Here is a 13437-nt window from a genome sequence, read left to right on the forward strand (position 1 = left end):
GACATTATGTAATTTAGACTAGCTTATTTTTGCAAAGTGCTTGTTAGCGCTAATAAGGCTTGGTGTAGAGTTGCTTTGTTGCTGTTTCAAAAACGCAGTAAATTCATCTTTAGAAAGTGGTTTTGAATAGAAGTAGCCTTGCACAGTTTCACAATTTAGCGTTTTAAGTATGTCAATTTGGCTTGCTTGCTCCACACCCTCAGCAACCACATGTAAATCGAGGTTTTGCGCAATCGTTACGATAGAGTCAACCATGTTGCGGCCACGTTCGGTTTTCATGTCATCAATAAATGCTTTGTCTACTTTTAAGGTATTCAGCGGAAATTGTTTTAAGTACGCTAAAGATGAATAACCTGTACCAAAATCGTCCATGGCTAAATGAATACCACGGGCACTTAGCGAGCGCATAATTGCAATGGCTTCTTGTGGGTCGTCCATTACCGTGCCTTCGGTAATTTCCAGCTCTAAAAAGTAAGAAGGTAGCTCGTTTTTTTGCAATATCACGTCAATACGGGTCGTTAAATCTGGCAAGCTAAACTGCTTAGCCGACAAGTTAACGGCTACGCGGCCGCTGAATAGACCATCGTCTAGCCATTGTTTTACATCGCGACACGCTTTGTTTAAAACCACTTCACCAATTTCTATTATTTGCCCGGTTTCCTCTGCAATAGGAATAAATACACCGGGGCTAATAACGCCCTTTTTAGGGGTTATAAAGCGCACTAATGCTTCCATTCCGGTAAGTTTACCGGTACGAATATTCATTTTAGGCTGATAATACACTTCAAAGTGGTTTTCTTTTAGACCAAAGCGCATTAAGTTTTCTATTTGTAAGCGTTTAACCGCTTGGCGGTTCATAGTGTCGTTAAAAAACAGGTAACTATTACCTTTCTTTTTAGCATGATACATTGCGGTATCAGCGTTTTTTAATAACAGCTCTGGCGTACTGCCATCTTCAGGGAATAACACTATGCCTACGCTTGAGGTAATCGCAAGCTCGTGGCCTGCCATTTTAAATGGGGTCGCAATTGCAGCTAAAAATTGCTTTGCCATGCGAGTAATAACATGAATATCATTAGTATCTGCCATAACTAAGGCAAATTCATCACCGCCTAAGCGGTAAAAAACATCATTCTCACGGGTTAATTTATTTAATCGCATAGCCAATTTTGCTAATAGGCTGTCGCCTAGCTGGTGGCCTAATGAATCATTAATCTTTTTAAAGTTATCTAAATCAAATACCAAAAGGGCATGGTGGGTATTTTGTTTTACCAGCTTTTGTAGGTCGGTAAAAAATAAATTTCTGTTAGGTAAGCTGGTAGTACGGTCTCTATTTGATAAATTATGCAGTTGCGATTGTGCATTTTTACGTTCGGTTAAATCTGAATAAACAACTACATAGTTTGTTATTTGGTGCTGATCGTTTTTTATTTCATCAATCGAAATTTCTATTGGCAGTAACACTCGCTCACTATTGCGCAGTTTTACCTCTTGTTGAATTCGCTCGCGCTCTCGCACTATATTTTTAATGTTTTCAATATAGCTTTTATCATAACCAGGTAAGTTAAAAGGCTTTTTGAGATATTGCTCTCTAACGCCACCAAAAAGGATTAAAAAGCTGGGATTTATATCAACTAAGTTGAAGTTTTTATCGTATATAGCAAGTGCATCAGTGAGTGATTCTACGCACTTAGCAAATAAATTGAGGCGCTCTTCTGTTGACTTTAACACTGAGATATCGCGTACTGTGCCGGTCATTCTCAGTGGTGCTAAGTTTGCATCTTTTTCTATTATTTTTCCGCGGTCTAACACCCAATGCCAGTGGCCAAAGGTGTCTTTAATGCGGTAAGTGGCTTCAAAAAAAGCTGACTTTTGAGCGAAGTGTTTTTTTAGCAAATGCTCTACTGAAGCAATATCGTGTGGGTGAATTAAGCTTTTATTTGGCGGAAACCCCATTAACGTTGTTGAATCCATCATGTATTTATCGTTAATGCGAATAACTTCGCCTGTTTTTATATTCCAATCCCAAAGCGTATCGCCACTGCCTTCAACCGTGCTTTTTAAGCGCTTTTCTGAGAGGCTGTGCTGTAGTCGAGAGCGCTTTAATTTATAAATTACGAATAATAGGTATGGCAAAGCCAGCGCAAGTAGGGCACTGGCAAAAATTAAAACGGTGTTGGTATTTATATTAAAGGCGTGTTCAAAGGCAACTGCTGCGGGTGCTAGGCTTAGCAACAACCAGTACAAACCACATTTTATTGTTGTTATTTTTATCATTTATTTTATTACTACTAATTAACAAATGATAATTTAAATCATGCCACTTACAGAGTCAAAGAGATTGCGAGCAAAGCGGCAATTTTTGCGATTTATTTACTTTTGCGCTACTTAATAACTCATACCTTGGCCTATCTTTTGAAAAAGTAGCTATGGCGTAGCTTTTCATTTCTTTAAGGCTGAGGGCGCGCAGTGCCTCTAGGAGGCGCTTTTGCATATGAAAGTCATGATCTTTGTTACCTATCGCTAGCCAAAAACGCTGTGAACGTAACCGTAAGTTTTTATCTTTTTCAGCTATGTGAGTTGCCAAACCTTGTTTATGCTGCTGCCATGTTGTTTCGTCTAGGGCGTCTAGGTTAACAATAAACTGGCTTACAAAATGATTATGCCTGTGCAGCAGGGTGTGAGCTTCAAATTTTGGCGATTGAATATAAAAAGCAATGCCGGCTCGGGTATTAAATGGCGCATAGCCCGTGCCAACCAAGTAACCTAGCTGTTGTGTGGTTCTTAGTTCGTTAAAATAGTCTTGGTTGATTATATGATTAAGGGCCATTAATTTAACTTTTTCATCCACTTCTGCACTTTGTGCTTGGTAGTAAATTACCATGGCGTTATCACTGCATGGCAGTTCAAGTTCGCAGCGAGTCACTTGGTCTATCTCGTGCAATGGGCGTGTTAAATCCTCAATAGCCGTGGCATTTTTTAAATGCTCAGCCACTTTTTTATGAAACACTTTTGCGTCTGTTTGTTGCCAATTACCGTGTAAAAACGACTCAACATGTAAGGCTTTAAAAAAATCGGCTCTAAATTCGTTAAACTGCTGAAAACAGGTGTTTTTAAGTGCAGTGGCTAATTCGTTGGGTTGTGGATTCCATGGCATTATTTTGGCACCCAATACGCTAAACAATTTACTCACGGGTTTATTTTGGTTGCTGTTGCGCCAGTGCCTTACCAGTTGCTTTTTGTACTCGGCAAAGCGGCGTGCACAAATATCAACATTAAACAATGCATCAAGTAATTGCTCCACCAACTCTAGCTGACTAGTCGATAGCCCCGCTGTGTGCAACGTAAGCCCGCCTTGGTGTGAGGTTAAATGATAACTCAAACCTGCCAATTCTGCGGGGTAAAACTGCTCGCCAACACTGTCCATAAATAAGTCACTAAAAAGGCGAGTTAACGCCATGTGCTTTACATCTTTTACCGCAAAGTGCGAGTCCATTGCTAAATAAAAGTGCCCTTTGGCTACCCTAAAGGTGTTGTCTTGTTTAAACCAAAAGTCAAACCCAGGCTCTTTAACTAACAGTAAGGGCTTGGTTTGTGGTTTTTCGACTTCGTATAACACCACTTCTTTTGTTAAATAGGGGTTTGCTGTAGGAAGCAGCATAGTACTCAGCGGTTTATTTATATGCGCAAGCGACTCCAGCCAATGCGGCGAAATTGCCTCAACTTTGTAGGGGGTGTTGTACCACGCAGTGCTGTGCTCTGCCTCTACACCTGGATGAATAAGTACCAAGCGCATATTATGTGGGGTAAGCCATTGCATCGCCATTTCATGAGTGGCTTTATTAAAGCCTTCCATTAAGTAATCGCCTTGCACATAGTTAGCTTCGTCGTAGTGCTGCATATTAATGCTTAGGTTACTTACCCAATCAATTAAGCGCGATTTTTCTTGGTTATCAAACGCAATTTGTAACAGGTTTTTTTTATCTTGGTATAGGCGTGGCAATTTATCGGTGTTGTTATTGATTAGGCAAATATACTCAAACACAATTTCTATTATATCTTCAAAGTATTCAATGCCTTCATCGGTAAGCGCCATGCTAATGTTGAAATCTTTAAAGTTGCTGCCATTTATTCCGCCGCCGGCAGAAAGTGCGTTAATCCACCCTTGCTCTTTTAAAATAGAGTACAACGAGCCTGCGCCTTCGTAGCCGAGTAGGTGGGCTATAAAGCTGACGGTTTTGTGGCGATAAAAGTCATCGATATTTGGCATAGCAAAACTAATAATAAGTTTTTGCATGTGCTTGTGCGGTTCAATGTGCAGTACTTTGCCAATATCTTGCGCGCGATACAATGGCTCCTCAATAGGGGCTTTAAGTGCGCCTTTATGGCCATTAATGCCGCTAAAATAACGATGCGTCCACTGGGCGAGCGTATCAAGCGGTTCGTTGGCACAAATTACGAGGGTCATCCACTGTGCTTGATAGTACTTATTAAAAAAATCTCTTAACTCGTCACTTATGCAGCGCTCTCTATCGGCGAGGGTATGTAAATTACCCACCGAAAATTTAGCAAAAGGGTGAGCTGGGTTAACGGTTTCTTTATGAGCCTGATAAATACGACGCCCATCATCTTTTATTTTTAATTTAAACTCAGCCTCTATGGCATTGCGCTCTTTTTCGGTCTCCGCTGGGTTTAATAATGGGGCAATAAAAAAGCGGCTAAATTGCGCAAGGGCTTTTTCAATGGCTTGATTATTAATATCAAAGTAATAACACGTGTGCTCAGTACCGGTCCACGCGTTGGTATTGCCGCCCGATTGAGATACAAAATTATTAAAGCTTCCAGAATCAGGGTATTGGTCGGTCCCTAAAAAAAGCATATGCTCTAAAAAGTGTGCAAGGCCTTGCCTGTCAAGGGGGTCATCAAAATGGCCAGCGTTAACCGCCATCGAAGCAGCGGCTTTAGTTGAATCTTTATCTTGCACTAATAATACTTTTAGCCCATTGTCGAGTGTAATGGCGCGGTATGCTCTGTTATCATTGCGGCTGATATTCAAATGATGCTCCTGAAACGAGACGTTTACTTGTTAACAACAGATGATAGCTTCAGGACAGCGAAAAAATAGCGAAAAGATTTACCTGAATATCATGAGAGAATTATTCTTTGGAATAATAGTTAATATAGCGGACAAATGGGCAAACTGGCTACTGTTTTATATTCATTAATCGGTTGATTTTTTATGAAAACAATCTTAATTATGCGCCACGGCGAAGCGACACCGATGCAAGCTAATGACGCAGCAAGAAACCTAACACCGAAAGGCCATGCAGAAGCAGAAAAAATGGGCTTATGGCTACACAAACACTTTTCTGTAGATGCGTTATTGGTAAGTCCTTACTCGCGCGCACAGCAAACAGCTAAAGAAGTTGAAAAAAACAATGTATTTAAATTTAGTGAAACCTGTAGCGACATAATCCCCGAGGGGAAGCCACAAATAGCAGCTGATTATTTAGAAACACTTATTGCCATGCATCCTCAGTGCAATACGTGGTTGGTGGTCGCTCATATGCCCATAGTGAGTTATATAGTAGATCAGCTCAGCCCAGGTAATATGCCTATTTTTAATACCGCAGCGGTTGCTGTCATTCAGTATGATGAAACCTCGCAGCGCAGTGAATATGTAAATATTAACGCGCCTGCCAACATATAGAGAAAAGAGATAAAAATGAGTATAGAACGCCTTGAAACGGGTGCGCGTATGAGCCGTATAGTTAAACATAATGGAACCGTTTATTTATGCGGACAAGTATGCAGCGATGCAGAACAAAACATTACAGAGCAAACGCAAACGATGCTCGACAAAGTAGAGACACTACTTGAGCAGGCAGGGAGTTCTAAAAAGCATATGTTAAGCGCAACTATTTATGTTAAAAGCATGGAGTATTTTGCCGATATGAATGCGGTATGGGATGCATGGGTGCCAGAAGGTTATGCGCCGGCACGCGCCTGTGTTGAAGCTAAAATGGCGCGCGATGCGCTTTTGGTTGAAATTTCGGTAGTGGCCGCACTTAAATAAGCGCCTTTATAAAAGCACAGCCAGCCAAAACGAAAAGCTTACTACACTAAGTACCGTTGAAAGCACGACTGTACCAGCTAATGTAACTTGATGCGTATTTAACTGGCTTGCAATTAAATACGCATTAACGCCAACAGGCGAGGCGCTCAGTAATACCAGTACGTTACGAATTTGCGTATCTAGCTCAAACACCCACGTAGCTGCTACACACACAACCGCAGGCAAAATCAGTATTTTTAACAAGGAAGCGATAAGCGCTGGCTGCCAAGTTGCAGCCACCTTATAAAATACCAAATTAGCGCCTAACACAAATAAAGCACATGCAATAGCAGGGCTGGCGAGTAGCGCTAAGGCGTTGGCTAAATTTGTATATAATGTAATTCCCGACACATTTAAAAGCAATCCACAGCCAATACTCAATACAATAGGGTTAAAAATCATGTTTTTAGCAAATTTTGCCCACGAAAAATCATCCGCATTTCCTTTTGCACCTATTAAATAGGTTAATGCAAAAAGCAACGTGCTATGAAATGTGATGATCATAAAAGCGATAGCAATCATGTCTTTGCCAAGTGAAGCAATAACAATAGGTATACCCACTAACACCATATTTGAATAACTACCAGCAAGGCCAAACACACTATGCTGTTGATAATTTCCAGCACTTTCTTGTTTAGTTAAATAGTACCTATCGATAAGTATGCCCAAAGCAAATACTACTAATACGGGAATATAAAAGCTTAAAAATGCTTCGATACTAATACTTTGATGCAAATTTATTTGCGACATATTGAGCATTAAAAAAGCGGGTAAACTTACATAAAAAGTAAATTTACTTAAGCCGGCAATATGCTGCTGATTAAAAAATTTAAAATAACAACAGGTGTAGCCCAGTGCGACAATAAAAATTAAGGGAAAAATAATCGAAAAAATTTGCACGTATTCTTCCTTTAATTAGCGTCTAAACTCATCACTTTGTGGTAAATCAATTAAAATTAGCACGGCACCGCGTCCGCCGTATTCTAGCGGTGCTTGATGCATGGCTATTACATCGGGGTGTTGCACCAAATACTGCGGTACTTTGTGTTTTAAAACACGCTCGCCAATGCCGTGCACTATGCACGCGCAGTAATAATGCTGTCTTTTGCACTCGTGAATAAGCCCCGCGAGTTCATCTTTTGCACGTTCTTTATTTAGCCCGTGCAGGTCGAGAGTTAAATCGGGCGCAAAGTCGCCGCGTCGTAACTGTTTTGCTAAAAAAGAGTCGTGGCCATTTTGCACATAGTTAATGGTGCTATTTGTGTCTATATCGGGGATATATTCGTCAGAAAAGAAAAATTCAGACTCAACCTGTTTTTTTTGCTGGGCAAATTGCTTCGCTTGTGACACCTTAGGTTTTGTATCAAACCTATGGGTATCTTGTTTAAACACCTTAGCGCCTGTAATTGTTTGGCGAAAAAGGTCAATGTCGTCATTGCTTAGGGACGATTGTGATGAGATGTCTTTTTTCATAAATTTTACCTAAACAAAAAAACGTAAAAACGCAGCGCAAAAGGCGGTACAATATAAAAGTGAGGGGCAATTGTAATTTGCTCAGCACAGTTAGGCAATGCAATCGTCGCAAAGACTCAAAACAGTCAGTTAGCTAAAACAGGTAAAAAATATGAGTGATTTACAAATAGAAGAAGCAACACTTGATGAAGCTGTTGCAGAACTGTCAACGTTACATGACTGGTTACGCTGGACTACAAGCCAATTTGCAAGTAGTGGAATATTTTTTGGACATGGCACAGATAACGCGTGGGATGAAGCCGTTAGCTTATTACTTCCTGCACTAAGTTTACCTATTGATGCCCCTAAAGAGTTAATGCATGCGCGGTTAACAAGTACAGAAAAAAACCGCTTAGCAGGGTTAATCGCAGAACGTATAAACGACTGCACGCCGGTTCCTTATTTAACAAGCATTGCTTGGTTTGCCGGCATGCCATTTTATGTTGATGAGCGTGTGCTTATTCCGCGTTCGCCGTTTGCAGAACTTATTACTAATAAGTTTTCACCGTGGCTTGAGCAGCCGCAAAGCGTTAACCGTATTTTAGATTTATGCACAGGCTCTGCGTGTATTGCTATTGCACTTGCTCAGGCATTTGAAACTGCGCAAGTTGATGCGGTTGATATATCGTATGAAGCGCTTGAAGTAGCAGATATAAATATAAACGACTATATGCTAAGTGACCGCGTACTACCTATTCAGTCAGATGTATTTAGTGGAGTGCCAGGGCAAAAGTATGACCTAATAGTAGCCAACCCACCGTATGTTGATGCTGAGGACATGGCTGATTTACCACGAGAATTTCATCATGAGCCTGAGCTTGGTTTAGCGTCTGGGCATGATGGCTTAGACGTTACACGTACTATTTTAGAGCATGCGAGCAATCATCTAACTGATAACGGTTTGTTATTTGTAGAAGTTGGTAACTCTATGGTACATATGGATGCTTTGTATCCGGGCGCACCATTTGAGTGGGTTGAGTTTGAGCAAGGCGGCTTAGGTGTATTTGTAATAAGCAAAGCGCAGCTTGATACGTATTTTGCAAAATAAATTTTAGGCCGAGCGTATGCTCGGCAACTTTTGTAGTCATTAGGAATGAGGAAAGTTAATGGCAGGTAATAGCATAGGGCAGTTGTTTAAAGTGTCCACCTTTGGTGAGAGCCACGGCGTTGCCCTAGGCGGTGTTGTAGATGGTACTCCCGCAGGCCTTGAGATCACAGAGGCTGACTTACAAATTGATTTAGACCGTCGTAAACCTGGGCAAAGCCGCTATACAACGCAGCGCCGAGAAGACGATCAAATAAAAATTCTTTCAGGCGTTTTTGAAGGCAAAACCACAGGCACCAGCATTGGTTTACTTATCGAAAATACCGATCAACGCTCAAAAGACTACGGTAAAATTAAAGATGTGTTTCGCCCAGGTCATGGCGATTACACTTACTGGCACAAATACGGTCTGCGCGATTATCGCGGCGGTGGTCGCTCTTCTGCGCGTGAAACTGCAATTCGTGTAGCGGCAGGCGCAATTGCTAAAAAATACTTAAAGCAGTTTCATGGTATAGAAGTAAAAGCATGCCTAAGCCAACTTGGGCCAATAAAAGCCGAAAGTTACGATTGGGATGAAGTTGAAAACAACTTATTCTTTTTTCCTGATGCAACTAAGCTAGAAGCGCTTGATGAGTACATGAGAGACCTTAAAAAACAAGGCGACTCAGTGGGCGCAAAAGTAAAAGTGGTGGCTAGCAACGTACCGGTAGGATTAGGCGAGCCTGTATTTGATAGGCTAGATGCTGAGATTGCGCATTCACTAATGAGCATTAACGCCGTTAAAGGTGTAGAAATTGGCGATGGCTTTGATGTAGTAGAGCAAAAAGGCTCAGAGCATCGTGATGAGTTAACTCCAGATGGCTTTACTTCAAACCACGCGGGTGGCGTACTTGCTGGTATTTCTACAGGGCAAGATATTATTGCCTCTATTGCGCTTAAACCAACATCAAGTATTACTATTCCAGGTAAAAGCATTAATACTGAAAACGAAGCGGTAGAGATGATCACCAAAGGTCGTCACGATCCGTGCGTTGGTATTCGTGCAATCCCAATTGCTGAGGCAATGATGGCCATTACCTTAATGGATCACTTACTGCGCCAGCGCGGACAAAACCCACATGTTAACCACAAACATGGGCCAATTAAAGGCTCTGTTTAGCCATTAATACTTTAAAAAACGCGGACTACCGCGTTTTTTTATGCTTGTAATTCGCTTTTAAGCCTTTCAGGGGTTGTTCAAGTTTGCGCTCTATACTGTTTTAAGGAGGATAGTAATCATGAACGATAATAAGCACAATAACACACACCTTAAAACCCAAGCTGCTATAGCACGATTAGATCGTTTTAGTCAGTTAACAGACAGCAGTATTGGCATTCCTTTTACTAAATTTAACATAGGGCTAGAGGCGGTGATTGGTTTAATTCCCGTTATAGGTGATGCGGCAGGGCTCATTTTATCAAGCTATGTACTAGTAGAGGCGCAGCGTTTAGGTGTAAGTAAACGTATAAAAACGAAGATGATCATCAATATGCTGATTGACTTTGTAGGCGGCTTAGTTCCATTTTTTGGCGATATATTTGATGCATTTTTTAAAGCTAACACCCGCAATACCCGTTTATTAAAAAAACATTTAAATGCGCAGTTAGCTAATTGAGAGTAATAATACCACTCCTCAATAATACTTAATCATTTTTAGGGGCTAAACGTGTCACTATCTGCGTTAAAAATTTTCATTTAGAACAATTAAATAGCGAACTTTTTCTTTGCTATCAACACGCTTTTCCATCCTTAAAATAGATCACTTAATTATGCGGATTGGTATAATATTTTTTTGAGAGGCTTTAAATTTAGCATTAAGAATAAAAAACAAAGTGTTGTTGGTTGTTTAATCACCTAGTAAGGTAGAGAAGCCTATTCACTTTGGAATACACAAAATGCAATTATTTATCGGTAATAAAAATTATTCTAGCTGGTCATTACGCGCATGGTATTTAATGAGTAAATTTGATGTCCCGTTTGACGAAACCCAGCTTGTGCTCGACACCAGTGACTTTTACGACGAACTAAAACAACACTTTCACGTTCAAAAAGTGCCGGCGTTAATTGATGGTGATCTGCAAGTGTGGGACTCGCTCGCAATCTGCGAATATATTAACGATGCTTATTTATCTGGTGCAGCATGGCCAAAATACATTACCCAAAGAGCTAAAGCACGCGCGTTAAGCGCTGAAATGCATTCAGGCTTTATGGCACTTCGTAATGAAATGCCAATGAACATACGAGCAACCCGTAAAGTAACGCTCTCAAACGAAGTACTAAAAGACATCGCTCGCATAGACGAGATATTTGCACAGCAACAAGATGTGTTTCCCAATACATGGTTTTTTGGCGACTTTAGTATTGCCGATGCGATGTACGCTCCTATTGTACTGCGCTTAAAAACCTATCAAATTGCGCTATCAGAACAGGCGCAGCAATATTGTGATTTTGTAATGCGCTGCCCCGTATTGCAAACATGGATTACGCAAGCACTAACTGAAACAGATATAGTTGAGTGTGATGAGGCGGGGGTAGAGGTATAACTCACTCATCACTTTTACTTTAAAGGTAAAAGCCCGTACAATTCGTCTCGTTTTTAGTGCGCTAATTTTGCGCTGTAACCGAGACGAATTAATCAGTTTTATGCATCATATTGCCGATCTTATATCTATTTTCGATAGTGTTTTTTATCAAAGCCATAACACTCGCTTAGTAAAAGGCGATGATGAGCCTGTTTATCTACCTGCCAATAATACCCATGGGTTTAATCAAATTGTATTTGCTCACGGCTTTTATGCCAGTGCCCTACATGAAATAGCGCATTGGTTAGTGGCTGGAAACAAACGCAGAGAGCTTGAAGATTATGGATACTGGTACTGCCCAGATGGGCGAGATAAACACCAACAAGCTGAATTTGAAAGCGTAGAAATAAAGCCACAAGCAATAGAGTGGCTGCTCAGCACTGCTGCTGGCTTTGATTTTAATGTGTCGGTAGATAATTTGAACGGCGAGCAAACTTGTCGGTTTGACTTTCAAGCGCGAGTACACCAGCAGGTATTAATATTATTAGAGCAGGGAGTTAACGCACGTACCCAAGCATTATTAAAAGCGTTAAGTGATTTTTATAAAACACCGTGGCCGTTAACTGCTCAGCAATTTAATTGGCATCACCCTCAGGAGTTACAAAATGCAGTTTAAGTTAGGCTTAATTATTAACCCTGTTGCAGGACTTGGTGGCAGTGTTGCTTTAAAAGGCAGTGATGGCGAAAACACGGCTGCAAAGGCAATTGAGCTGGGTGCGCAAGCCAAAGCTAACAGCCGCACACAGGCAGCCCTAGAAGTGCTTGTACCCTATAAAGAGCAGTTAACAATTTATACTGTAAATGGCGATATGGGCGAAAAAACAGCACGCGCATTAGGCTTTAATGTTGAAGTAATTTATACCGCTAGTGAAGTTACAAGTAGCGATGATACAGAAGCAAGCGCTAAATTACTTAAAAATTTAGGCGTCGATTTAGTGCTGTTTGCTGGTGGCGATGGTACAGCGCGCAATATTTGTCATGCCATAGAAGATACTATACCAGTGCTGGGTATACCTGCTGGCTGTAAAATTCACTCTGGCGTGTATGCAATTACACCTAGAGCAGCTGGCCGCGTAGTCGAAATGCTAGTAAAAGGCGAGCTAGTGACGCTTGCAGATGCCGATGTCATGGATATTGACGAAGAGGCGTTTAGACAAGGCACCGTAAAAGCTAAGCGCTACGGCGAAATGCAAATACCAAGCGAAGTACGTTATGTACAAGCCGTTAAAAATGGCGGCAAAGAAACAGATGAACTTGTGCTTGCCGATATTGCAGCGCATGTGGTGAGTGAAATGGATGAAGACACTTATTACATTATGGGTAGTGGCTCAACTGTTGAAGCCATAATGCAAGAAATGGGGCTGGATAATACTTTATTGGGCGTAGATTTAATTAAAGATCAAATCTTAGTTGCGCAAGATTTAACTGCCAAGCAGTTGCTTGATAGTACGCATGGGCATGTGACTAAATTAGTTATTACATTAATAGGCGGGCAAGGCCATATTTTTGGTCGAGGGAATCAGCAGCTAAGCCCTGAGCTTATTCGTGCTATTGGTAAAGACAATATTATCGTAGTGGCAACTAAAACCAAATTACACGCGTTGAACGGGCGTCCGCTTATTTGTGACACTGGCGACAGCGCTTTAGATGATGAATTAACAGGTTACATTAAAGTAACCACCGGCTATAACGACCATATTATGTATGCTGTCGGTTATGAAAACCAGGAGAAGTAACACAATGAGTTTAGTGAATTATATTGATGCTGCGCAGCAATACTTTGATGATTTAGTAATTAAAGCAACAGATGATGAGCTGTTCGCTGGTGGTTATTTGCGCGGACATTACGACCTTGCAGTAGGCTATGCAGAAGTAGAAGAGCTAACAATCTCTATTGACGAACTCAACGAAACCGTGGAGCAAAGCTTAGTAAAAGCATACCGCAATGGCGAGCTAAACGAAGAAGATAAAACCTTGGTTGTTAGGCTTTGGGAAGAAGTGAAAGCCCTCGCTTAACGGATGCTTAGTTCACAATTACAAAAAACGCGGCAACGATAATGAAGCCGCGTTTTTTTATGCTTTATTTGTGCCCATAATAGATTAATTGGTTAATTTACTGTTACTCATTAATGGTATATTGTTA

Annotated in this window: 13 protein-coding genes; 9 read left to right on the forward strand and 4 right to left on the reverse strand. The window is 41.0% G+C overall.

The genetic code is table 11. The features are described from left to right. Nucleotides 1–18: 18 nt before the first annotated feature. Both QUE46_RS05315 and QUE46_RS05320 read right to left on the reverse strand, forming a co-directional pair. Nucleotides 19–2277 (reverse strand): EAL domain-containing protein, encoded by a 2259-nt coding sequence (locus QUE46_RS05315; protein ID WP_286246525.1) that lies wholly within the window; start codon nt 2275–2277, stop codon nt 19–21. 55 nt (nt 2278–2332) lie between these two features. Continuing rightward, nucleotides 2333–5056 (reverse strand): insulinase family protein, encoded by a 2724-nt coding sequence (locus QUE46_RS05320; protein ID WP_286246526.1) that lies wholly within the window; start codon nt 5054–5056, stop codon nt 2333–2335. A gap of 183 nt (nt 5057–5239) precedes the next feature. Here QUE46_RS05320 and sixA point away from each other — a divergent pair, with 183 nt between their 5' ends. Continuing rightward, complete coding sequence (sixA, locus tag QUE46_RS05325; RefSeq protein WP_004587298.1) at nt 5240–5710, forward strand: phosphohistidine phosphatase SixA; 471 nt, start codon at nt 5240–5242, stop codon at nt 5708–5710. 15 nt (nt 5711–5725) lie between these two features. Beyond that, nucleotides 5726–6076: a RidA family protein gene (locus tag QUE46_RS05330; protein WP_286246527.1), complete on the forward strand. Its 351-nt coding sequence runs from the start codon at nt 5726–5728 to the stop codon at nt 6074–6076. Between the two features lie 6 nt (nt 6077–6082). Here the strand turns inward: QUE46_RS05330 and QUE46_RS05335 are convergent, their stop codons facing one another. Further along, a complete protein-coding gene (locus QUE46_RS05335; protein ID WP_286246528.1) occupies nt 6083–7015 on the reverse strand; it encodes an AEC family transporter in 933 nt (310 codons plus the stop codon). 15 nt (nt 7016–7030) lie between these two features. Continuing rightward, entirely contained in the window at nt 7031–7588 is a 558-nt protein-coding gene (gene smrB / locus QUE46_RS05340) for an endonuclease SmrB (RefSeq protein ID WP_286246529.1), read from the reverse strand. Between the two features lie 151 nt (nt 7589–7739). Between smrB and prmB the strand changes: the two genes are divergently transcribed. The 7 genes from prmB (at nt 7740) to QUE46_RS05375 (ending at nt 13310) form a co-directional block, all read left to right on the forward strand. Then, entirely contained in the window at nt 7740–8675 is a 936-nt protein-coding gene (prmB, locus tag QUE46_RS05345) for a 50S ribosomal protein L3 N(5)-glutamine methyltransferase (RefSeq protein WP_286246530.1), read from the forward strand. A 58-nt stretch (nt 8676–8733) separates the two neighbouring features. After that, nucleotides 8734–9831, forward strand: a complete 1098-nt coding sequence (aroC, locus tag QUE46_RS05350; protein WP_286246531.1) for a chorismate synthase — start codon at nt 8734–8736, stop codon at nt 9829–9831. A gap of 118 nt (nt 9832–9949) precedes the next feature. Next, on the forward strand, nt 9950–10327 hold the full coding sequence (locus QUE46_RS05355) for a DUF4112 domain-containing protein (RefSeq protein ID WP_286246532.1): 378 nt from the start codon (nt 9950–9952) through the stop codon (nt 10325–10327). Between the two features lie 280 nt (nt 10328–10607). Then, on the forward strand, nt 10608–11255 hold the full coding sequence (locus QUE46_RS05360; RefSeq protein WP_286246533.1) for a glutathione S-transferase family protein: 648 nt from the start codon (nt 10608–10610) through the stop codon (nt 11253–11255). Between the two features lie 100 nt (nt 11256–11355). Further along, nucleotides 11356–11910, forward strand: coding sequence for an elongation factor P hydroxylase (locus QUE46_RS05365; RefSeq protein WP_286246534.1), 555 nt, complete (start codon nt 11356–11358; stop codon nt 11908–11910). Next, nucleotides 11900–13030 (forward strand): ATP-NAD kinase family protein, encoded by a 1131-nt coding sequence (locus QUE46_RS05370; RefSeq protein WP_286246535.1) that lies wholly within the window; start codon nt 11900–11902, stop codon nt 13028–13030. Before QUE46_RS05365 ends, QUE46_RS05370 begins: the two co-directional genes overlap by 11 nt. A 4-nt stretch (nt 13031–13034) precedes the next feature. Beyond that, nucleotides 13035–13310 (forward strand): YfcL family protein, encoded by a 276-nt coding sequence (locus QUE46_RS05375; RefSeq protein ID WP_004587288.1) that lies wholly within the window; start codon nt 13035–13037, stop codon nt 13308–13310. Nucleotides 13311–13437: the final 127 nt, after the last annotated feature.

This window comes from Pseudoalteromonas sp. MM1 (assembly GCF_030296835.1).
Lineage (GTDB): Bacteria > Pseudomonadota > Gammaproteobacteria > Enterobacterales > Alteromonadaceae > Pseudoalteromonas.